The sequence below is a fragment of the Paramixta manurensis genome (genome assembly GCF_013285385.1).
GTDB lineage: Bacteria > Pseudomonadota > Gammaproteobacteria > Enterobacterales > Enterobacteriaceae > Paramixta > Paramixta manurensis.
This window is the reverse complement of the sequence record NZ_CP054212.1, coordinates 3165456-3185419: the sequence shown is the minus strand read 5'-3', so window position 1 is coordinate 3185419 and position 19964 is coordinate 3165456. Positions and strand designations below refer to the sequence as shown.

Below are 19964 nucleotides of genomic sequence, written 5' to 3'. Positions count from 1 at the left end.
GACCCATCGCGGTGCAATTATCCAGCCTGGATCACTTTTCGTGCATCGCGTGCACCAAAACGTAACATAGTTGCTTTTTCGTCTTAACAACCCTGCTATATTTTCCCTCGCAATCTACGCGTTAACGCCGATTTTAGGCGTATCGCTTAGCGGACCGGTGAGCGGCGTCTTAGGCCGCCAGAACTGGCATGAAAAGTGCAAATTCAACAGCGCAAACACACGATGCACACCATAACAAGAAGCACTTCACTCGAGGGTAATCTATGAAAAAGCGAGTCCTGGCTCTGTCTTTGATGCTGGCTTTCTCCAGCGCCGGCAGCGTATTTGCCGCCGTACCACAATCGCTACGCATTGGCACTGACCCAACCTATCCACCGTTTGAGTCGAAAAACGCACAGGGCCAGTTGGTAGGGTTTGATATTGATTTGGCCAATGAAATCTGCAAACGCATTGCCGCCAAATGTACCTATGTCGAAAGTGATTTCGATGCCCTCATTCCGTCGCTGAAAGCGAAAAAAATCGACGCGATTATCTCTTCGCTTTCCATTACTGAAAAACGTCAGCAAGAGATCGCGTTCTCCGACAAACTGTACGCCGCTAACGCACGTCTGGTCGCGCCAAAAGGCTCTAAACTGCAACCGACGATTGAATCGCTGAAAGGCAAAAATATCGGTTTCCTACAGGGCACCACCCAAGAAACGTATGCCAACCAGTACTGGCGTCCAAAAGGCGTTAACGTGACGCCTTATGCAAACCAGGATTTGGTCTACCAGGATTTGAACGCTGGCCGTATTGATGCCGCTTTCCAGGATGAAGTGCAGGCCAGCGAAGGGTTCCTCAAACAACCGGTTGGCAAAGACTACGCGTTTGCCGGTCCGGCAGTTAAAGATGACAAAATCTTCGGCGTCGGCACCGGTATGGGGCTGCGTAAAGATGATACCGATCTGAAGGCGTCTATCGACAAAGCGTTCGAAGCGATGCGTAAAGACGGTACTTACGACAAGATAGCGAAAAAATATTTCGACTTTAATGTGTACGGCGATTAATTGCCGCCTGTCGTTCTTCATCGCTGCCCGTCGTCATCAGGCGGGTAGCCTTTCGTTTGCTCTGGCACGACAGGAAAATTCCCATGTTGTATGGCTATTCTGACGTAATATTCAAAGGCGCGCTGGTCACGCTGGAACTGGCGCTGAGCTCCGTCTTGCTTGCGGTTATCCTCGGCCTGATTGGCGCAGGCGCCAAACTCTCTGGTAATCGCTTCCTTGCCCTGATTTTTGAAGGTTACACCACACTGATTCGCGGCGTGCCTGATTTGGTACTGATGTTGCTGATTTTTTATGGCCTGCAAATCATGCTCAACCAGGTTACGGATGCGCTCGGTATGGCGCAATTCGATATTGATCCGATGGTGGCCGGGATCATTACGCTGGGCTTTATTTACGGCGCGTATTTCACGGAAACCTTCCGTGGCGCGTTCCTTGCCGTGCCGCGCGGGCAGATTGAGGCGGCGACGGCGTTTGGTTTCACCGGGTCACAAACTTTCCGGCGGATAATGTTTCCCGCCATGATGCGCTATGCGCTGCCGGGAATCGGCAACAACTGGCAGGTAATCCTTAAAGCCACCGCGCTGGTGTCGCTATTGGGGCTGGAAGATGTGGTGAAAGCCACACAACTGGCGGGCAAAAGCACTTGGCAGCCGTTCTTCTTCGCGATTGTTGCCGGGGTGATTTACCTGATATTTACCACGCTATCAAACGGCGTGTTGTTGTGGCTTGAACGCCGTTATACGGTGGGCGTGAAAAGGGCGGAGCTATGATCGATATACTACACGAATATTGGAAAGCCCTGCTCTGGACCGATGGTTACCGCTTTACCGGCGTGGCGATGACGCTGTGGTTATTAATTATCTCGGTGGTCATTGGCGGTTGTCTGGCTGTCATACTGGCGATTGCCCGCGTTTCTCCTAATCGGGCGATAAGCTTACCGGTTTGGCTGTTTACCTATGTTTTTCGCGGTACGCCGCTGTATGTCCAGTTGTTGGTGTTTTATTCCGGAATGTATACCCTGGAAATCGTCAAAGGCTCGGAGCTGCTGAACGCGTTTTTCCGCAGCGGGCTGAACTGTACACTGCTGGCATTTACCTTAAATACCTGTGCTTACACCACCGAAATTTTTGCCGGGGCGATTCGCGCAGTACCGCATGGCGAGATTGAGGCTGCCAGAGCTTATGGTTTTTCGACGTTTAAACTTTATCGCTGCATTATTCTGCCTTCCGCATTGCGTACCGCCTTGCCGGTTTACAGTAACGAAGTGATCTTGATGCTGCACTCTACCGCGCTGGCGTTCACCGCAACCGTGCCGGATTTGCTAAAAGTTGCCCGGGATATTAACTCCGCGACTTATCAGCCATTTACCGCGTTTGGTATCGCGGCGGTACTCTATTTGTGCATCTCTTATGTGCTGATTAGCCTGTTCCGCAAGGCGGAGAAACGCTGGTTAGCGCATGTGAACCCCTCATCGTCCCATTGAGTATGACTATGGCCGAAAATAAATTAAGCGTTACCGAACTCCATAAACGTTACGGTGAGCATGAGGTGCTGAAGGGCGTTTCGTTGCAGGCGAATGCGGGCGACGTCATCAGTATTATTGGCTCATCGGGCTCCGGGAAAAGTACTTTTTTACGTTGTATCAACTTTCTTGAAAAGCCGAGCGAAGGCTCGATAGCGGTTAATAACCAAGAAGTGTCGTTGGTGCGTGACACCGACGGTCAGCTTAAAGTGGCGAATAAAGAACAGCTACGTACGTTGCGTACCAGTCTGACGATGGTGTTCCAGCACTTTAATCTCTGGAGCCATATGACGGTGTTGGAAAACGTGATGGAAGCACCGATCCAGGTTTTGGGCTTAAGTAAGCCGGAGGCGCGCGAGCGGGCGGTGCGTTATCTTGATAAGGTTGGAATTGATGAGCGGGCACGGATGAAATATCCGGTACATCTGTCGGGCGGCCAGCAGCAGCGAGTGTCAATTGCGCGTGCGCTGGCGATGGAGCCTGAAGTCCTGTTATTTGATGAGCCGACGTCGGCGCTCGATCCTGAGCTAGTAGGCGAAGTGCTAAGGATCATGCAGAAGCTGGCGGAAGAGGGGAAAACCATGGTGGTCGTGACGCATGAGATGGAGTTTGCCCGCCATGTTTCCAGCCATGTGATTTTCTTGCATCAAGGTAAGATTGAGGAAGAGGGCTCGCCGGAAGCGGTATTCGGTAGCCCGAAAAGCCAGCGGTTGCAGCAGTTCCTTTCCGGATCGTTAAAATAATTGGCATTGGCCGGGGAGACCCGGCCAACTCGCTGATTCACACCACATCCGCCAGCGCTTCATCTAACTGATACCACTTAAAATTGAATCCAGACTCCTGCAGGCGTTTGGGCAACACATGCTGCCCGCCGAGCACCAACACTGACGATTCCCCCATCATCAGCTTAATGGCGCTGGCCGGCGTTCGCATAAAGGCCGGGCGGTGTAATGCATGACCAAGCATCGCGGCAAATTGCTCGTTACGTACCGCATAAGGCGCGACCAGATTAAACGGCCCACGTAAGTGCGGATTATTTAATAACCACATAATCGCGCTAACCATATCCTCAATGTGGATCCACGGCATATATTGCTTTCCACTGCCGATCGGGCCGCCGATGCCTAACCGAAAGGGCAGTTTCATTTTGGCAAGTGCCCCGCCGTCATGCGACAACACGACACCGGTGCGCAACAGGCAAACGCGCGTCCGATCGCTGGCAGCGGTTAGCGCCAACGCTTCCCAGCGCGCGCAAAGCGTATGGGTAAACTCTTCTTGTCCTTGATCTTCTTCGGTTAAAACCAGTTCCCCGGTATCGCCGTAGTAACCGGTGGCGGAGCCGGAAATCAGTACCGCTGGCGGGGCGCTGCTGGCATTAATCAGTGAGGCGATACGTTCGGTTAATTGCCAGCGGCTTTCACACAGTTGCTGTTTTTGCGTCTCGCTCCAGCGTTTATCGGCAATGGGCTCGCCAGCCAGATTAATGACCGCATCAATACCGTTGAGGTCACGCTGTTGTGCCAGCCCGGACCATAGATTGACCCGCTCATCAAGCCGCTCACGCGCCGCGCCGACATCGCGCGTAACCACACTGATGTCATGACCGGCCTCAAGCAGGCGGGGGATCAGATGGCGGCCGATTAAACCGGTGCCGCCGGTCAGTAAAATGTGCATGCTGAGTTTCCTTATGCATTGTTGAACAGCATAGTTTCAGCATAGAAGAGAACGGCGTGCCGCGCGCACGCCTTATTCGTCGCCCTGTTGTTTAACCCGTTTTCAGCGGTTCGCTAACGCCAATGCCCGCTGGGTAGCGGGACGTGCGCGAATGCGCTCTAGCCAGTTATGTACTGCCGGGTAATCCGCGAGGTTAATGCGCTGCCGCTCATGGGAGTTGGCCCACGGCCAAATCGCCATATCCGCAATGCTGTAGTGTTCGCCAGCCACGTAGGCATGTTTTTCTAACTGGGTGTTTAACACGCCGTACAAACGCTGTGTTTCCACCTGATAACGTTCAATCGCATAGGGAACCGGCTGTGGCGCGTAGTGATTAAAATGGTGGTTTTGTCCTAGCATTGGCCCAAAGCCGCCCATCTGCCAAAACAGCCACTGCATAGTGACTGTGCGCTCACGCAACTCTGCGCTGAGGAATTTACCGCTTTTTTCGGCGAGGTAGAGCAGAATAGCGCCGGATTCAAAAACGCTAATTGGCGCACCGCCGTCAACCGGATGATGGTCAACCATCGCCGGAATTTTGTTGTTAGGAGAAATAGCGAGAAAGTCAGCCTGAAACTGTTCGCCTTTACTAATATCGACACGGTGTAATTTGTAAGGTAATCCGGTTTCTTCCAGAAAAAGCGTGATTTTGTGACCGTTTGGCGTGCCGGCATAGTAGAGATCTATCATAATGACTCCCAATAAAATCAAGCGGTAATCGGCAGGAATTAAGGACTATAGTTCAATTCAGCGCGCGATGACAATCTCCATTTGTCTGGTACTAAAGCGGGAAAAAATCCCGCGCGGAACGGATTGCCTTCGGCACAAAAAGTCGGTAAACAGAAGGTTCAATTATGCGAAGGTTATCCGTAAAATCAGTCGGGTGGCAGCCGTATACATGCAGCCTGAAGTCAGTTGAGGAAAGAAAATGAACCATCCCGCTATCACCCTATGGTCTGATGCGTCTTTTTTTAGCCCCTATGTCATGTCGGTCTATGTTGCTCTGAGTGAAAAAGGCGTGCCCTTTACCTTACAACGGATTGACCTTGGTCGCGGTGAAAATCTGGAAACCGCTTACAGTAAGATTTCGTTGACGCGTCGAGTTCCGACATTACAAGTTGATGATTTTTTTCTCAGTGAATCGTCAGCGATTGATGAATATCTGGAAGAACGTTTCCCGGCGCCGGATTTCGAGCGGCTGTATCCCGCCGACCGTGAAAAACGTGCGCGTGCCAGAGAGGTTCAGGCATGGTTACGTAGTGATTTTATGCCAATTCGTAGCGAGCGTTCGACCGAGGTGCTGTTTGCCGGTAAGAAATTCGCCCCGTTGTCGGCAGAGGCACAACGCTCGGCGGATAAACTGATTGCCGGGGCCGGGCATCTGCTTAGCGCCGGTCAACAAAACCTATTCGGCGAATGGTCAATTGCCGATACCGATTTGGCCGTCATGCTGAACCGCCTGGCATTACACGGCGATGAAATCCCTGAAAAGCTGCGTGAATACGCCTGGTTTCAGTGGCAACGCGCTTCAGTTCAGCTTTGGCTGGCGGAATCGGGCAAAAGTCATTAAGTCCGCGACATGCTTATTGCGTCCGGGCCATGAAGCCATTACTTTAAGGCAGCTTGCGTCGGCCAGACGCAATGGTGGTGGCAAAGAGACAACGCGCAATCGCGCCAAACATAAAAGGGTTACTGATGGTGGAGCAAAGTCAGGCTGCCGGAACTGAATGGGTCGATATCGTTAGCGAAGAGAACGAAGTGATTGCTCAGGCGAGCCGGGCACAAATGCGAGCGCAATGCTTGCGTCATCGCGCGACGTATATTGTGGTACATGACGGCATGGGTAAAATTCTGGTACAACGACGTACCGAGACTAAGGATTTTATGCCAGGTATGCTGGATGCCACCGCTGGCGGCGTGGTGCAAAGCGGCGAGATTTTACTGGAGTCGGCCCGGCGCGAAGCGGAAGAAGAGCTCGGTATTGCAGATGTACCGTTCGCGGAACATGGCCTGTTTTACTTTGAAGATCCGCATTGCCGCGTGTGGGGCGGGTTATTTAGCTGCGTCTCTCATGGCCCGTTCGCTATGCAGGAAGAGGAAGTGGACGAAGTCTTCTGGTTAACGCCGGAAGAGATCACCGCCCGTTGCGACGAGTTCACCGCTGACTCGCTGAAGGCGCTGTCACTATGGCTAAGTCGTAACAACGAACCGCATCGTTCAACAGCTCTCCCGCAGGCATAGTTGTGGGGCAATAGGTTTACTTTCCCACTCTTCATCGTTCAGGCGCGCCAACAAGGCGCGCCCGGCTTCAATACCGATTTGCCGGTGTGGCACTGCCATCGTGGTTAATGCAGGCTGGCAGACCATGCTGACATCGCTATTGCCGAACCCCACTACCGCTAAATCATCAGGAACTTTAATCCGTCGCCGCTGGCATTCATACAGAACGCCACAGGCCAGCTCATCAGAAACGCAGACCAGCGCATCCAGCTCCGGCCAGTTAAGCAAAAACTCCGGGAGTTGACGTGCGCCGGTAGAGAAATTCGCCGCGGCGGCGGCATTAATGACCCGATGCGGCGACATATGGTTACGCAACATCGCCTTATGCCAGCCTTGCAGATGTTGCTGAAAAATCCACTGTTCCTGATTGGCACACAGCAAACCGATGTTTTGATAACCGCGCTTGATCAGGGTTTGGGTGATTTGATACATCGCCTCAACGTTATCGATCCCGATATTAATATCGATCGGATCGGCACGCACCGCGCCAATTTCCAGCACCGGTATGCTGCTGTTTTCCAGCCACTGGCGCACGCTATCGGCGTGCTCAACGCTGAGCAAAATTGCCGCAGCCAGGTTCCAGGGTAGCAGCGTTTCCAGTAATTTTTCTTCACGTTCCAGACGATGCTGAGACTCGGCTAACATAATCTGGTAGCCCGCCGGTTGCAGGATTTGTTGTAACCCGGCAAACATTTCGGTACAGCCCGCTTCGGCCAGGCTGGGCACCACCATCGCGATATTGTATGACGAGGCGGAGGCCAGATTACTGGCCGCCAGATTTGGCATATAGCCCAGTTCGCTTACCGCCGCCTCGATTTTTTCGCGCAGCTTATCTGACACTTGTTCCGGCGTGCGTAAGGCGCGGGAAACCGTCATGGTGCCTACGCCCGCCAGGTTGGCTACGTCAGCCAACGTAACGCGACCGGTGCCGCGCCTTTTACGATTAATCGACATCTGCATTCCTGTTGAGGAAAGGGGAGCCCTTGTCTATCCGTCATACTCCGGCTCAGTCACCCGAACCGCTTATTCAAGTAAAGCTCAAGGTTGTTGCTTTACTGCATTTCGAATTATTTAGGATAAAAATCAAGCCATTTTGGCATCAGCCCACGGATTAATAGGGGGAAAGTATACGCTTATTCGCGCTGGAATTGGTGACGGGAAATGATTTTGATAGCGCTATCACATTTCTGATGCTCTCCTGATGATAGCGCTATCTTTGTGATACTGATCACGGTTGGTCCGATGGCCGTTGATTAGAGTTTGTTCTGCCGTTTTATTCCCTCACGTTATTACCTGGAGGCAATGTGCTAAAAACCTGGCTTCATGATGACACGATACAATTTGCGCGTTCAGTCGCTGATTGGCAGCAGGCGTTGGAGCGTTGCGCCGCGCCGCTGCTGCAGCAACAGGTCATCACGCCGAATTATTTGTCGGCAATTATCCACAATCACCAAACGTTAGGTCCGTGGTATGTTCTGGCGCCGGGGTTAGCGATGCCGCATGCCCGGCCAGAAGAAGGAGCGAATGGGCTCGGGCTTTCGCTATTAAAACTTGAGCAGGGAGTGAGTTTTGACTCTGATGAAAATGACCCGGTGGATCTGATTATTATGTTGGCGGCGCCGGATAAACATAGCCATATCGAAATAATTACGGGCTTAGCTGAAATGTTTACCGCTGATGCGGTAATGGAAAAATTACACCAGGCGCGTACTGTCGGGGAGATAGAACAACTAATATCAACGTTCTGATATCGCCGATTTCAGGTTAATTAAAAACCGTAAGATGACATCGCCATAATAAAATGGCGAGGGATCTTTGTACCCTAAAAAATGTAAAGGTAAATAGAATGAAAATTATGGCTATTTGTGGTTCCGGGCTCGGTAGCAGTTTTATGGTTGAAATGAATATTAAAAAGGTACTGAAAAAGCTGGAAATTGAAGCGGAGGTAGAACACTCCGACCTTTCTTCCGCAACGCCGGACGCCGCCGACCTGTTTGTGATGGCGAAAGATATTGCAGAAAGCGCTAGCGTACCGAAAGACCAACTATTGGTGATAAATAACATCATCGATATTAATGAATTGGAAACTAAGCTCGCTGCTTATTTCGCCAACCACTAATCACGCTTAGCGAGGTGGATATGTTTATCCAGGAAACGCTGAAGTTTGTTGTCGATATTCTGAAAGTGCCATCAGTTCTGGTTGGCTTAATCGCGCTGATTGGCCTGCTGGCACAAAAGAAATCTTTTTCCGATGTGGTAAAAGGCACGGTAAAAACCATTCTTGGTTTTATCGTTCTGGGCGGTGGCGCGACGGTGTTGGTCAGTTCACTTAACCCGCTCGGCGGCATGTTTGAACACGCCTTTAATATTCAGGGGATTATTCCTAATAATGAAGCGATTGTTTCTATTGCGCTGGAGAAATACGGTGCTTCAACCGCGTTAATTATGGCATTCGGGATGGTCGCCAATATTATTGTCGCCCGCTTTACTCGCCTGAAATATATCTTTCTGACCGGTCATCACACCTTTTACATGGCGTGTATGATCGCGGTAATCCTAAGCGTTGCCGGCTTTGAAGGCGCTTCGCTGGTATTTACCGGCGCACTGACGCTAGGGATGATTATGGCGATTTTCCCGGCCATCGCGCAGCGGTATATGCGCAAAATTACCGGTAATGATGATATTGGCTTTGGTCACTTCGGTACTATGGGGTACGTACTGGCAGGCTGGATCGGTAGTATCAGCGGCAAATCATCCCGTTCAACGGAGGAGATGAACTTACCGAAGAACCTGAGCTTTTTGCGTGACAGCTCAATCTCAATCTCGATGACGATGATCATTATCTATATGATCCTTGCGGTCTGCGCCGGTAAAGAATATGTCGAAGGTCAACTGAGTGCCGGTCAAAACTTTCTGGTTTATTCCATTATTCAGGCGATTACTTTCGCCGCCGGGGTATTCATTATTTTGCAAGGCGTCCGCCTGATTCTGGCCGAAATCGTACCGGCTTTTACCGGCTTTTCGGAAAAACTGGTTCCTAATGCCCGGCCCGCGCTGGATTGCCCGGTGGTATATCCCTATGCGCCAAATGCGGTACTGATTGGTTTCCTGTTTAGTTTCCTGGGCGGCCTGGTGGGGTTGTTTCTGCTGGGGCAAATGAAATTGGTATTGATCCTCCCCGGCGTAGTGCCGCACTTCTTCACTGGCGCGACCTCGGGTGTTTTCGGTAATGCGACCGGCGGCCGACGCGGCGCGATGTTAGGTGCGTTTGCCAACGGGTTGTTGATTACCTTCTTACCGGTTCTGTTGCTGCCGGTACTGGGGGCGATTGGTTTCGCCAATACCACCTTCTCTGACGCCGATTTTGGCGTGGTTGGGATCATCCTCGGTAATCTCGCGCGCTTCCTCAACAAGGAAACCATCATGGTGGTGGTGATTGGCTTCTTCGCGGTACTGGTGGCGCATAACTATTTGAGTAAGCGCCCGGTATCCGATGCGGAAAAAAATACGGAGGTTAAGTAATGAGTAATCTTGAGGAACTCAGCGAACTGGCACGCGATATTCGCGTTGAGACATTAAAAGCGTTAACGCACTTAGGGTTTGGTCACTACGGCGGCAGCATGTCAGTGGTGGAAACGCTGGCGGTATTGTATGGCGATATTATGCGCATTGATCCCGGTGACCCGGATTGGGCCGAGCGTGACTATCTGGTGTTATCGAAAGGGCATGCCGGCCCGGCGCTGTACAGCACGTTGGCGATTAAGGGCTACTTCCCGCGTGAACAGTTGTTAACGCTCAATGAAAACGGTACGCGGTTGCCGAGCCATCCCGACCGGCTGAAAACGCGCGGCGTGGACGCTACCACCGGTTCGCTGGGGCAGGGCGTTTCTATCGCCGCCGGTATGGCGCTGTCGCATCGGCTGGCGCATCGTGCAAACCGCGTGTTCTGTATTCTCGGTGATGGTGAACTGAATGAAGGGCAATGCTGGGAAGCATTTCAGTTTATCGCCCATCATCGCCTGAATAACCTGACGCTATTTATCGACTGGAATAAACAGCAGCTTGATGGTGCGCTGGATGAGGTAATTCAACCGTTCGATCTGGAAGGGAAATTCCGCGCGTTTGGTTTCGATACCGCGATGATCAAAGGGGATGATATTGCCACGCTGCAACATACGTTGAAACCGGCGCGTGAAGAGGGACAACGTCCGTTGGTGATTATTCTTGATAGCATCAAAGGACAAGGTGTGCCTTACCTCGAACAGATGAAGAATTCCCATCATTTACGTTTAACCGATGAGCAGCTTCAGGCAATGGAGCAGGCGATTAAACAACTGGAGGTGGCGCATGTTTGAAGTCGCGTTGGAACTGAAAAAAGATGCGCAGGAGATGCGCAAAGTTTATGCCGGTATGGTGCGTGAACAGATTGAAGCCAATAGCCCCATTATTGCTCTGGAAGCCGATTTAATGAGCTCAATGGCGATGGATGGCGTACAACGTGATTTTCCGCATCAGGTCATTAACTGCGGCATTATGGAAGCGAATGTCATCGGCGTGGCGGCCGGGCTTTCGCTAACCGGACGGACGCCGTTTGTTCACACCTTTACCGCTTTCGCCAGCCGCCGTTGTTTCGACCAGTTGTTTATGTCGTTGGATTATCAGCATAACAACGTCAAGGTGATCGCTTCCGATGCCGGGGTGACCGCGTGTCACAATGGTGGTACGCACATGTCGTTTGAAGATATGGGTATTGTGCGCGGGTTGGCGAACTCGGTGGTGATGGAGGTGACCGATGCCGCCATGTTTAAAGACATTTTAAACCAGTTGATGACGCTAAACGGTTTCTATTGGGTGCGTACCATCCGTAAGCAGGCGGTGAAGATTTATCAGGAAGGATCGACCTTTACCATAGGTAAGGGCAACCTGTTGCGTGATGGTAAGGATATTACGCTAATCGCCAATGGCATTATGGTTGCCGAGGCGTTGAAAGCCGCTGATATTCTGGCGGAGCAGGGCGTCAATGCGGCGGTGATTGATATGTTTACGCTGAAACCGATTGACCGGATGTTGGTGAAAAATTATGCCGAAAAGACCGGCCGAATTGTGACCTGTGAGAACCACAGTATCCATAACGGGTTGGGTTCGGCGGTGGCGGAAGTGTTAGTCGAAACCTGCCCGGTGCCGATGCGCCGCGTTGGTGTGAAGGAGCGTTATGGCCAGGTTGGTACCCAAGCGTTTCTTCAGCAGGAGTATGGTTTGACGGCGGAAGAGATAGTTAAAGCGGCGCGCGAGTTGTTGTAAGGCGTGGTAAGAAGATGAAAAAGGCGGCTAATCAGCCGCCTTTTCTGTTGCGCGTAACGCTTATTCGGCCTGTGAAGACTGAATAGCGGTTAGAGCAATGGTATAGACGATATCGTCTACCAGAGCACCGCGCGACAGGTCGTTAACCGGCTTGCGCATCCCTTGCAGCATTGGGCCAATCGAAATCAGATCGGCTGAACGCTGTACCGCTTTGTAGGTGGTGTTCCCGGTATTCAGATCCGGGAAAATAAACACGGTTGCACGACCGGCGACCGGCGAGTTTGGTGCTTTGGACTTGGCAACATCCGCCATAATCGCGGCGTCATATTGCAGAGGACCATCAATCACCAGGTCCGGACGTTTCTCTTGGGCGATACGGGTTGCTTCGCGGACTTTTTCCACATCGCTACCGGCACCGGAGTTACCGGTAGAGTAAGAGATCATCGCAACGCGTGGCTCAATACCGAACGCGGTGGCGGAATCTGCGGACTGGATAGCAATTTCCGCCAACTGCTCGGAAGTCGGATCCGGGTTGATGGCGCAGTCGCCATAGACCAGTACTTGTTCCGGCAGCAGCATAAAGAACACGGAAGACACCAGCGAGCTATTCGGCGCGGTCTTGATCAACTGCAACGGCGGACGGATAGTGTTTGCGGTGGTGTGAACCGCGCCGGAAACCAGACCGTCGACTTCGCTTTTTTCCAACATCATGGTGCCAAGTACCACGTTGTCTTCCAGTTGTTCGCGGGCAACAACCTCGGTCATGCCTTTGTTCTTACGCAACTCAACCAGGCGCGGAACATAGTTTTCACGTACCACTTCCGGATCGACGATTTCGATGCCTTTGCCTAATTCAACGCCTTGCGCGGCGGCGACGCGTTGAATTTCATCCGGATTACCTAACAGTACGCAGGTCGCAATGCCACGTTCGGCACAGATGGCCGCCGCTTTAACGGTACGCGGCTCGTCGCCTTCCGGCAGAACGATACGTTTACCGGCTTTACGCGCCAGTTCAGTTAACTGATAACGGAAGGCAGGCGGCGACAGGCGACGGCTACGTTCTGAGGTGGCGGTCAGCGATTCAATCCAGTCGGCATCAATGTGGCTGGCCACATATTCCTGCACTTTTTCGACGCGCTGCGTGTCATCGCTTGGGACTTCGAGGTTGAAACTTTGCAGGCTCAGGGAGGTTTGCCAGGTATTGGTGGTCACCATAAATACCGGCAGGCCAGTCTGGAAGGCACGTTCACACAGCTTATTAATGCGGTCATCAATTTCATAACCGCCAGTCAGCAGGATCGCGCCAATCTCAATGCCATTCATCGCCGCCAGGCAAGCGGCGACCAGCACGTCAGGACGGTCGGCAGAGGTCACCAGCAGCGAGCCGGGACGGAAATGTTCCAGCATATGCGGCAGGCTACGGGCGCAGAACGTTACCGATTTAACGCGACGCGTTTGGATATCACCTTCATTAATGATACGCGCGCCCAGATGGTGGCACATATCGATTGCGCGGGTGGCGATTAAATCGAAACTCCACGGCACGCAGCCCAGTACCGGCAGCGGGCTGTTAGCGAACAGTTGTTTCGGATCGATATTCGCCACGCTGGCTTTTGTCGAATCATCGAAAATTTCAGACAAGTCAGGGCGGGTACGGCCTTGCTCATCAACCGGCGCGTTCAGTTTATTAATGATTACGCCAGTGATGTTTTTATTTTTGCTGCCGCCAAAGCTGCTTTGCGTCAGTTCAATACGCTCTTTCAACTGTGCCGGTGAGTCATTACCCAGCGCCGTGACGAAGACGATTTCCGCATTCAGCGTTTTGGCAATTTCATAGTTCAGCGCATTGGCAAACTGATGTTTGCGTGTAGGAACCAAGCCCTCAACCAAGACCACTTCCGCATCTTGGGTATTTTCATGGTAACGCGCGATGATCGCTTCCATCAGCACATCTTGCTGATTGGAGCCGAGCAGGGATTCAACCCAAGACATTGCCAGCGGTTCGGCGGCTGGGATCGCGGAGTTCTTGCGCACAATGGTGGTGGTTTGATCGGGCGCATCGCCGCCAGCGCGCGGCTGAGCGATAGGCTTGAAGACGCTGAGGCGAACCCCTTTGCGTTCCATCGCGCGGATAACGCCGAGGCTGACGCTGGTTAGACCGACGCTAGTGCCGGTCGGAATTAACATAATTGTACGTGACACGGTAAACCTCTCAGGTATTGCATGGTGTCAAAACAACTCCGCCAACATGCGTTGGCGGAGGAGAAGTATTAAGCGGTGAGACGCGCAGCGTCCTGAGCAATGACCAACTCTTCGTTGGTCGGGATAACCACCGCCGCGCGAGTGCCTTCTTTATTAATGAAGCCGCTATTGCCAAAACGCGCCGCAAGGTTGCGCTCATGATCGACATCAAAACCGAGTAAGGCCAGCTTGCCCAGCGTCAACTCGCGTACCATCGCCGCGTTTTCACCGATACCGCCAGTAAAGACCACCGCGTCAAGACGGCCTTCCATCAGCGCAGTGTACGAGCCGATGTATTTCGCCAGACGATGGCAGAACACATCCATCGCGCGTTTCGCGTCTTCTTTAGTGGTGTAGTTTTCTTCCACATAGCGACAATCGCTGGTGACTTCGGTGAGGCCGAGCAAGCCAGACTCTTTGGTCAACAACTTGTTGATGGCGTCAACGCTCATCCCTAAGGTATCGTGCAGGAAGAAAATGATTGCCGGGTCAATGTCACCGCTACGGGTGCCCATGACTAAACCTTCCAGCGGCGTCAACCCCATTGAGGTATCAACGCAAACACCGTTACGGATAGCTGAAACCGAACCGCCATTACCGAGGTGACAGGTGATGATATTCAGGTTTTCCAGCGGCTTATCCAACATTTTCGCTGCTTCGTGCGTCACGTAATAATGGCTGGTGCCATGTGCGCCATAGCGACGAACACCGTGTTCTTTATACAATTTGTACGGCAACGCATATAAATAGGACTCTTCCGGCATTGTCTGATGGAAAGCGGTGTCAAAAACAGCGACATTCTTATCTGACAGGTGCGGGAAGTTCTTCATCGCTTCATCAATACCGATCAGATGCGCCGGGTTGTGCAGCGGTGCGAAAGAAGAAGCGTCTTTAATACTCTGTACCACGTTTTCATCAATGACGACGGAGTGGGTTAACTTTTCGCCGCCGTGTACGATACGATGACCGATTGCAGCAATTTGTGCGGAAAGCTCGGGTTTTTGTGCCAGAATAGTTTTAACGATGAAATTGAGTGCTTCGCTGTGCGCCGCGCCGGCACCCAAAGCCGCTTCTTGTTTAGCGCCATCAAGTTTCCACTTAATGCGGGCTTCCGGCAGGTGGAAACATTCGGCTAAACCTGACAGAAACTCTTCGCCGTTCGCCGGGTTGAGGATGGCGAACTTCAGAGAAGAGCTACCGCAGTTCAGAACCAGTACTAACTTACTCGACATGGAAGTACCTATTTAATAAAAGTGGCTAAAAAAAAGTCAGTCAGACTATCAGCGTAGTGCATGAAAGCTGGTACATTAATGATAAACATAAAGCCATCGATAAAAATTTGTTCAATGGCAAAAAAACACGGTAATTTTACAAATTTTTTTGAAAATTACTTAGCTAATCATGGTTCGACCGGGCATTGTAAGGATGAAGATGCCTGCGGCGTGTGAAAAGCGCGCACAGGATACCGACTGTCACTCTTAAAGACAAAATCTTTTGAAGGATGTTATTTATAGTTGTTTCGTTATATGTTTTTTTTAATCCTTATCCCCGAAGTTGAGGTTTGCCATGGCGAATGAATCTGGCACCGTGAGTTGGTTCAAACTTTTCCAGCTCGGACAGCACTATATGAAGACATGGCCGAATGATAAACGCCTCGCGCCGATGTTCCCTGAAAACCGCATTAGCACTGCCACACGTTTCGCGGTGCGTTTTATGCCGCCGTTGGCCGTTTTTACGCTGACCTGGCAAATTGCGTTAGGTGGGCAACTTGGTCCCGCCGTTGCCACCGCGTTGTTCACCTGTAGCCTGCCAATGCAGGGTTTATGGTGGCTGGGCAAGCGCTCGGTGACGCCTCTTCCTCCTACGCTGCTGCACTGGTTTCATGAAGTGCGCGCCAAGCTACAAGAAGCCGGGCAGGCGATTGCGCCGGTTGAGGGGAAACCGACCTATCAGTCGCTGGCTGATGTGCTGAAGCGTGCTTTCAAGCAGCTTGATAAAACCTTTCTTGACGATCTTTGATCTGTCCTCGGGTTCACACTGAAAAATAAATGAGAGTGAACCCGGGCTAAATCAAAGAAATGCTGGCTTGCGATACCGTGTTATCTCCCATTGTGCAATCCTTAAAGCTAAAACTACCTTGCCCGGTGATACAGGAGCTCTAAATGGAAATGACCAACGCCCAACGTCTCATTCTCTCCAACCAATATAAAATGATGTCAATGCTTGATCCGGACAACGCCGAGCGCTATCGCCGTCAGCAAACCATCATTGAACGGGGTTATGGTTTGCAAATGCGCGAACTTGATCGTGAGTTTGGCGAACTGACGGAAGAGACCTGCCGCACCATCATCAATATTATGGAAATGCACCACGCATTACAGGTTTCATGGGGCAACCTAAAAGACACCGCAGCGCTGGAGCAACGCCGTTTGGCTTTTCTGGGTTTTGATGCGGCGACCGAAGCGCGTTACCTTGGTTATGTGCGTTTTATGGTGAACGTCGAAGGGCGCTATACGCATTTTGATTCTGGTACCCATGGGTTTAACGCGCAGACGCCGATGTGGGAAAAGTACCAACGTATGCTGACAGTGTGGCAAACTTGTCCACGTCAATACCACCTGAGTGCGAATGAGATCGCGCAAATTATTAATGCCTGAGAAGGAATAATGTAGTGAAGTTTAAAGGTTTTCTGTTTGATTTAGACGGCACGCTGGTGGATTCTTTGCCCGCGGTTGAACGCGCATGGATAAACTGGGGAAAACGTCGTGGTATCGCCGCCGATGAGATTTTGAACTTCATCCACGGTAAACAGGCGATCACTTCACTGCGCCATTTCATGGCTAACCATTCAGAAGAGGAAATCCTGCGGGAGTTTCAACTACTGGAAGCGCAAGAGGCAGAGGATACCGAAGGCGTGACTGCGTTGCCGGGCGCGCAGCAATTACTGGCAACCTTAGACGAACTGGCTATTCCATGGGCGATTGTTACCTCAGGAACCCAGCCGGTGGCGTCGGCACGTCGGTCCGCCGCTCAATTGCCTGAACCGGACATTTTTATTACGGCTGAGCGCGTCGCGCGTGGTAAACCGGAGCCGGATGCCTATCTGTTAGGCGCGCAGCAACTCGGGTTGGAGCCGGAAGAGTGCGTGGTGGTAGAAGATGCCGCCGCCGGGATATTGTCCGGGCTAGCGGCTGGGTGCCATGTTATCGCTGTTAACGCACCGGCCAACTCGCCGCGGCTGGATGAAGTTGATATGGTGCTGACCTCACTCGAAGAGCTGATTATCAATAAATCCGAAGAGGGTGTGATAGAAGCACATCGAAAACACTAAGTTCATGATTTGACCCCGCTATAGCGGGGTTAATTTTATGGCATGCTTGGCACATTCCGTTTTTGCCGGGCATGGTGGCATGAATAGTCAACTACTCTGGGTTCTCTCTCTCCTTGCCGTTACCATCTTCCTGTTTGTCTCGGGCAAACTCCGTATGGATGTGGTGGCGCTACTAGCACTTATCGCCCTGGTCCTCGGCGGCCCGTTAACCCTCCAGGAGGCCACCGCTGGTTTCAGCGATCCCAACGTCATTCTGATTGCCGCACTGTTCGTGATTGGCGAGGGGTTGGTGCGTACCGGTGTCGCGCTTCAATTAGGCGAGTGGTTAATCAAAATGTCAGGCAGCAGTGAAACCCGGATGCTGGTGTTATTGATGCTCACCGTAGCCGGGCTCGGGGCATTTATGAGTTCAACCGGTGTGGTGGCGATTTTTATTCCGGTGGCGATAAGCATCGCGGCGAAAATGGGCACCTCGCCCGGGCGTTTGATGATGCCGCTTAGTTTTGCCGGGCTTATCAGCGGCATGATGACGCTGGTGGCTACACCGCCCAATCTGGTGGTCAACAGCGAGTTAGTGCGTGAAGGGCTGGCAGGGTTCAGCTTCTTTGCCGTTACGCCTATCGGACTGGTGGTGTTACTGCTTGGGATTGGTTATATGCTGGTCGCACGCTTCTGGCTGGTCACGCCCACGCAAGAAACCACGCCAGGCGGCGTAAGACGGCGTAACTTTCATGATTTGATCCGCGACTATAAATTAGCCGGACGCGCGCGTCGTCTGGCCATTCGTCCCTCTTCGCCATTAGTTGGTCAACGCCTTGACGCCCTCGAACTGCGTGAACGGTACGGTGCCAATATCGTCGGGTTGGAACGCTGGCGAAAATTTCGTCGGGTGATGGTGGCGGTGAGTGGAACCACCGAATTTCGCGCCGGGGATGTCTTATTGATTGATATGTCGGCCGCAGAGATAGATGTGCGCCAGTTTTGTCGCGAACAGCAACTTGAGCCAAAAATATTGCGGGGTGACTATTTTTCTGGGCACGCCCGGGATGTGGGGATGGCGGAAGTGGCACTGATCCCGGACTCAGCGTTAACCGGTAAAAGTTTGCGTGAACTGGCGTTTCGTAGCCGTTATGGGCTCAGCGTGGTAGGGATTCGGCGACGTGGTACGCCAATCGCGGGAGCATTAACCGATGAAGCATTGGAGTTAGGCGACATCTTGCTGGTTATCGGGAGTTGGAAGCGTATTGGTCAACTGAAGCAACAGAGTCGTGATTTTATGTTGCTGACGCTACCTGAAGAAGTGGATGAGGTTACGCCAGCGCACAGTCAGGCGCCGCATGCGCTCTTCTGCCTTGCGTTGATGGTGGCGATGATGCTCACTGACGAAATCCCTAACCCGATTGCCGCGCTACTCGCTTGCCTGCTGATGGGAAAATTTCGCTGTATTGATATGGAGAGCGCATTACGCGCTATCCACTGGCCGAGCTTGCTGTTGATCGTCGGAATGATGCCATTTGCGCTAGCGTTGCAGAAAACCGGAGGCATCACATTGATTGTTGATGGATTAATGGCGCTCGCCGGAGAACGCAGCGCGCACGTTATGCTGGCCTGTCTGTTTGTGCTTTGCGCCGGAATCGGATTGTTTATTTCCAATACCGCGACCGCCGTGTTGATGGCGCCGATCGGCATCGCGGCCGCGCATCAAATGGGGCTCTCGCCGTATCCCTTCACTTTGATTATTGCCATCGCGGCATCGGCGGCGTTTATGACGCCGGTTTCTTCACCGGTCAATACCCTGGTGCTGGGGCCTGGCGGCTATCGCTTTGTTGATTTCGTTAAAATCGGCGTGCCTTTTACCTTGGTGGTGATGGTGGTCAGCGTGGTGTTAGTCCCGTTGTGGTTTCCTTTTTAACATCGCTATGTATTACAAGGGTGTATCTTGAGAGATTTCATCCAGTGACAGGTTGAAGCTGGGGACGAAAACCTCGATAAAGTAGTCCATCTCCGGGCTACGCCGTTGGCTAAGTGTTTTTTCCAGACGCGTTTTTGCCAGGCTAAATTCATGGTTACCGGCAGAGAGTTCTTCAAGGCATTTTAGATAAGCGCATAACGCGTCAGCCTGTTTGACCAGCGCGGTTTCTTGCTCTGAATGCTGTTGCTCATCCAATAGTGGCCGCCAGGCATCGCGCAACTCGGCGGGCAGCATCTCAATCAGTTTCTGTCGCGCTATTTTTTCAATCTTTTTATATTCGTGCGCGATCTGCGCATTGTAATACTTTACCGGCGTGGGCAGATCGCCAGTCAGAACTTCGCTGGCGTCATGGTAAAGCGCCATCATCGCCACGCGTTCAGCATTGAGATTACCGTTAAATTTTTGGTTTTTTATGATGGCCAGCGCATGGGCCACCATCGCAACCTGCAGGCTATGTTCCGAGACATTTTCCGTGCGCACATTACGCATCAACGGCCAGCGGTTGATCAGCTTCAGACGTGAGAGATGAGCGAAGAAATGGCTTTGGTTCATGAGCGG

At 52.1% G+C, this 19964-nt stretch carries 21 protein-coding genes; 15 read left to right on the top strand and 6 right to left on the bottom strand.

Going from position 1 to position 19964, the window contains the following annotated elements; translation table 11 throughout:
* The first annotated feature begins 263 nt into the window (after positions 1 to 263).
* From hisJ to hisP, 4 genes are all read left to right on the top strand, one after another.
* Entirely contained in the window at positions 264 to 1046 is a 783-nt protein-coding gene (gene hisJ, locus PMPD1_RS15275) for a histidine ABC transporter substrate-binding protein HisJ (RefSeq protein ID WP_173634856.1), read from the top strand.
* 83 nt (positions 1047 to 1129) lie between these two features.
* A complete protein-coding gene (locus tag PMPD1_RS15270) occupies positions 1130 to 1816 on the top strand; it encodes a histidine ABC transporter permease HisQ (protein ID WP_173634855.1) in 687 nt (228 codons plus the stop codon).
* A complete protein-coding gene (locus PMPD1_RS15265; RefSeq protein WP_173634854.1) occupies positions 1813 to 2529 on the top strand; it encodes an ABC transporter permease in 717 nt (238 codons plus the stop codon). Before PMPD1_RS15270 ends, PMPD1_RS15265 begins: the two co-directional genes overlap by 4 nt.
* An 8-nt stretch (positions 2530 to 2537) precedes the next feature.
* Positions 2538 to 3311, top strand: a complete 774-nt coding sequence (gene hisP / locus PMPD1_RS15260) for a histidine ABC transporter ATP-binding protein HisP (protein WP_173634853.1) — start codon at positions 2538 to 2540, stop codon at positions 3309 to 3311.
* Positions 3312 to 3348: 37 nt separating this feature from the next.
* On the opposite strand, the gene PMPD1_RS15255 is transcribed toward hisP, so the two are convergent.
* Together PMPD1_RS15255 and yfcG are read right to left on the bottom strand one after the other, a co-directional pair.
* The gene (locus tag PMPD1_RS15255) at positions 3349 to 4242 is read right to left on the bottom strand and encodes a TIGR01777 family oxidoreductase (RefSeq protein WP_173634852.1); all 894 of its coding nucleotides are present in this window, start codon (positions 4240 to 4242) and stop codon (positions 3349 to 3351) included.
* A gap of 102 nt (positions 4243 to 4344) precedes the next feature.
* Positions 4345 to 4971, bottom strand: coding sequence for a GSH-dependent disulfide bond oxidoreductase (gene yfcG, locus PMPD1_RS15250; protein WP_173634851.1), 627 nt, complete (start codon positions 4969 to 4971; stop codon positions 4345 to 4347).
* A 238-nt stretch (positions 4972 to 5209) separates the two neighbouring features.
* Here yfcG and yfcF point away from each other — a divergent pair, with 238 nt between their 5' ends.
* Positions 5210 to 5851: a glutathione transferase gene (yfcF, locus tag PMPD1_RS15245; protein WP_173634850.1), complete on the top strand. Its 642-nt coding sequence runs from the start codon at positions 5210 to 5212 to the stop codon at positions 5849 to 5851.
* A gap of 125 nt (positions 5852 to 5976) precedes the next feature.
* On the top strand, positions 5977 to 6522 hold the full coding sequence (gene yfcD / locus PMPD1_RS15240; RefSeq protein ID WP_173636244.1) for an NUDIX hydrolase YfcD: 546 nt from the start codon (positions 5977 to 5979) through the stop codon (positions 6520 to 6522).
* On the opposite strand, the gene PMPD1_RS15235 is transcribed toward yfcD, so the two are convergent.
* Entirely contained in the window at positions 6499 to 7515 is a 1017-nt protein-coding gene (locus tag PMPD1_RS15235; RefSeq protein ID WP_173634849.1) for a LacI family DNA-binding transcriptional regulator, read from the bottom strand. The genes yfcD and PMPD1_RS15235 overlap by 24 nt on opposite strands.
* Before the next feature lie 350 nt (positions 7516 to 7865).
* Here PMPD1_RS15235 and PMPD1_RS15230 point away from each other — a divergent pair, with 350 nt between their 5' ends.
* The 5 genes from PMPD1_RS15230 (at position 7866) to PMPD1_RS15210 (ending at position 11862) form a co-directional block, all read left to right on the top strand.
* Entirely contained in the window at positions 7866 to 8309 is a 444-nt protein-coding gene (locus PMPD1_RS15230; protein WP_173634848.1) for a PTS sugar transporter subunit IIA, read from the top strand.
* A gap of 98 nt (positions 8310 to 8407) precedes the next feature.
* A complete protein-coding gene (locus PMPD1_RS15225; protein WP_173634847.1) occupies positions 8408 to 8680 on the top strand; it encodes a PTS sugar transporter subunit IIB in 273 nt (90 codons plus the stop codon).
* Between the two features lie 20 nt (positions 8681 to 8700).
* Complete coding sequence (locus tag PMPD1_RS15220; protein WP_173634846.1) at positions 8701 to 10083, top strand: PTS ascorbate transporter subunit IIC; 1383 nt, start codon at positions 8701 to 8703, stop codon at positions 10081 to 10083.
* Complete coding sequence (locus PMPD1_RS15215) at positions 10083 to 10916, top strand: transketolase (RefSeq protein WP_173634845.1); 834 nt, start codon at positions 10083 to 10085, stop codon at positions 10914 to 10916. The genes PMPD1_RS15220 and PMPD1_RS15215 overlap by 1 nt, the downstream gene beginning before the upstream one ends.
* The gene (locus PMPD1_RS15210; protein ID WP_173634844.1) at positions 10909 to 11862 is read left to right on the top strand and encodes a transketolase family protein; all 954 of its coding nucleotides are present in this window, start codon (positions 10909 to 10911) and stop codon (positions 11860 to 11862) included. The genes PMPD1_RS15215 and PMPD1_RS15210 overlap by 8 nt, the downstream gene beginning before the upstream one ends.
* A 60-nt stretch (positions 11863 to 11922) precedes the next feature.
* On the opposite strand, the gene pta is transcribed toward PMPD1_RS15210, so the two are convergent.
* Together pta and ackA are read right to left on the bottom strand one after the other, a co-directional pair.
* Positions 11923 to 14064 carry a phosphate acetyltransferase gene (gene pta, locus PMPD1_RS15205; RefSeq protein ID WP_173634843.1) on the bottom strand — a complete coding sequence of 714 codons (2142 nt, stop codon included), beginning with the start codon at positions 14062 to 14064 and terminating at the stop codon, positions 11923 to 11925.
* 68 nt (positions 14065 to 14132) lie between these two features.
* Positions 14133 to 15335: an acetate kinase gene (ackA, locus tag PMPD1_RS15200; RefSeq protein ID WP_173634842.1), complete on the bottom strand. Its 1203-nt coding sequence runs from the start codon at positions 15333 to 15335 to the stop codon at positions 14133 to 14135.
* Positions 15336 to 15669: 334 nt separating this feature from the next.
* Between ackA and yfbV the strand changes: the two genes are divergently transcribed.
* The 4 genes from yfbV to PMPD1_RS15180 all read left to right on the top strand — a co-directional run bounded on the left by yfbV (position 15670) and on the right by PMPD1_RS15180 (position 19346).
* Positions 15670 to 16122: a terminus macrodomain insulation protein YfbV gene (yfbV, locus tag PMPD1_RS15195; RefSeq protein ID WP_173634841.1), complete on the top strand. Its 453-nt coding sequence runs from the start codon at positions 15670 to 15672 to the stop codon at positions 16120 to 16122.
* Between the two features lie 143 nt (positions 16123 to 16265).
* Complete coding sequence (locus PMPD1_RS15190; protein WP_173634840.1) at positions 16266 to 16760, top strand: YfbU family protein; 495 nt, start codon at positions 16266 to 16268, stop codon at positions 16758 to 16760.
* Positions 16761 to 16774: 14 nt separating this feature from the next.
* A complete protein-coding gene (locus PMPD1_RS15185) occupies positions 16775 to 17434 on the top strand; it encodes a sugar phosphatase (RefSeq protein WP_173634839.1) in 660 nt (219 codons plus the stop codon).
* 79 nt (positions 17435 to 17513) lie between these two features.
* Positions 17514 to 19346: an SLC13 family permease gene (locus PMPD1_RS15180; protein ID WP_173634838.1), complete on the top strand. Its 1833-nt coding sequence runs from the start codon at positions 17514 to 17516 to the stop codon at positions 19344 to 19346.
* Between the two features lie 12 nt (positions 19347 to 19358).
* On the opposite strand, the gene yfbR is transcribed toward PMPD1_RS15180, so the two are convergent.
* Positions 19359 to 19958: a 5'-deoxynucleotidase gene (gene yfbR, locus PMPD1_RS15175; RefSeq protein ID WP_173634837.1), complete on the bottom strand. Its 600-nt coding sequence runs from the start codon at positions 19956 to 19958 to the stop codon at positions 19359 to 19361.
* Between the last annotated feature and the right edge of the window lie 6 nt (positions 19959 to 19964).

Excerpts from the sequence above, each read along its gene's own strand:
- PMPD1_RS15210 (WP_173634844.1), top strand. The coding sequence starts at position 10,909 with ATGTTTGAAGTCGCGTTGGAACTGAAAAAAGATGCGCAGGAGATGCGC.
- PMPD1_RS15235 (WP_173634849.1), bottom strand. The coding sequence starts at position 7,515 with ATGTCGATTAATCGTAAAAGGCGCGGCACCGGTCGCGTTACGTTGGCT.
- hisJ (WP_173634856.1), top strand. The coding sequence starts at position 264 with ATGAAAAAGCGAGTCCTGGCTCTGTCTTTGATGCTGGCTTTCTCCAGC.
- yfcF (WP_173634850.1), top strand. The coding sequence starts at position 5,210 with ATGAACCATCCCGCTATCACCCTATGGTCTGATGCGTCTTTTTTTAGC.
- PMPD1_RS15190 (WP_173634840.1), top strand. The coding sequence starts at position 16,266 with ATGGAAATGACCAACGCCCAACGTCTCATTCTCTCCAACCAATATAAA.
- PMPD1_RS15180 (WP_173634838.1), top strand. The coding sequence starts at position 17,514 with ATGAATAGTCAACTACTCTGGGTTCTCTCTCTCCTTGCCGTTACCATC.
- PMPD1_RS15220 (WP_173634846.1), top strand. The coding sequence starts at position 8,701 with ATGTTTATCCAGGAAACGCTGAAGTTTGTTGTCGATATTCTGAAAGTG.
- PMPD1_RS15270 (WP_173634855.1), top strand. The coding sequence starts at position 1,130 with ATGTTGTATGGCTATTCTGACGTAATATTCAAAGGCGCGCTGGTCACG.
- hisP (WP_173634853.1), top strand. The coding sequence starts at position 2,538 with ATGGCCGAAAATAAATTAAGCGTTACCGAACTCCATAAACGTTACGGT.
- PMPD1_RS15225 (WP_173634847.1), top strand. The coding sequence starts at position 8,408 with ATGAAAATTATGGCTATTTGTGGTTCCGGGCTCGGTAGCAGTTTTATG.
- PMPD1_RS15215 (WP_173634845.1), top strand. The coding sequence starts at position 10,083 with ATGAGTAATCTTGAGGAACTCAGCGAACTGGCACGCGATATTCGCGTT.
- yfcG (WP_173634851.1), bottom strand. The coding sequence starts at position 4,971 with ATGATAGATCTCTACTATGCCGGCACGCCAAACGGTCACAAAATCACG.
- yfbR (WP_173634837.1), bottom strand. The coding sequence starts at position 19,958 with ATGAACCAAAGCCATTTCTTCGCTCATCTCTCACGTCTGAAGCTGATC.
- yfcD (WP_173636244.1), top strand. The coding sequence starts at position 5,977 with ATGGTGGAGCAAAGTCAGGCTGCCGGAACTGAATGGGTCGATATCGTT.
- yfbV (WP_173634841.1), top strand. The coding sequence starts at position 15,670 with ATGGCGAATGAATCTGGCACCGTGAGTTGGTTCAAACTTTTCCAGCTC.
- PMPD1_RS15265 (WP_173634854.1), top strand. The coding sequence starts at position 1,813 with ATGATCGATATACTACACGAATATTGGAAAGCCCTGCTCTGGACCGAT.
- ackA (WP_173634842.1), bottom strand. The coding sequence starts at position 15,335 with ATGTCGAGTAAGTTAGTACTGGTTCTGAACTGCGGTAGCTCTTCTCTG.
- PMPD1_RS15255 (WP_173634852.1), bottom strand. The coding sequence starts at position 4,242 with ATGCACATTTTACTGACCGGCGGCACCGGTTTAATCGGCCGCCATCTG.